We start from the raw sequence: 236 nt of genomic DNA on the forward strand, positions 1-236 counted from the left end.
TCCTCGCCCGCCTGCTCCAGGGGCTCCAGGGGAGGAAGGTGTGGGTGGAGCTGGACGCCCAGGAGCGGGACCGCTACCGGAGGGTGCTGGCCTACCTGTACCTGGAGGATCCCAGGGGAGACTGGATCCACGGGGGGAGCCGGTTGCTCCAGGTGAACCTGGAGCTGGTGAGGGCCGGGTGGGCCGAGCCCTACACCGTGCCCCCCAATGTCCGCTACGCCGCCCTCTACCTCCAG

1 protein-coding gene is annotated in these 236 nt (G+C 70.3%); it reads left to right on the forward strand.

Annotated features, from left to right (window positions below):
- Positions 1-236 (forward strand): thermonuclease family protein (locus ACYQ0J_RS13725; RefSeq protein ID WP_460172628.1); only part of this gene is annotated, 236 nt, incomplete at both ends.

This window comes from Thermus sp. FJN-A, from assembly GCF_054655095.1.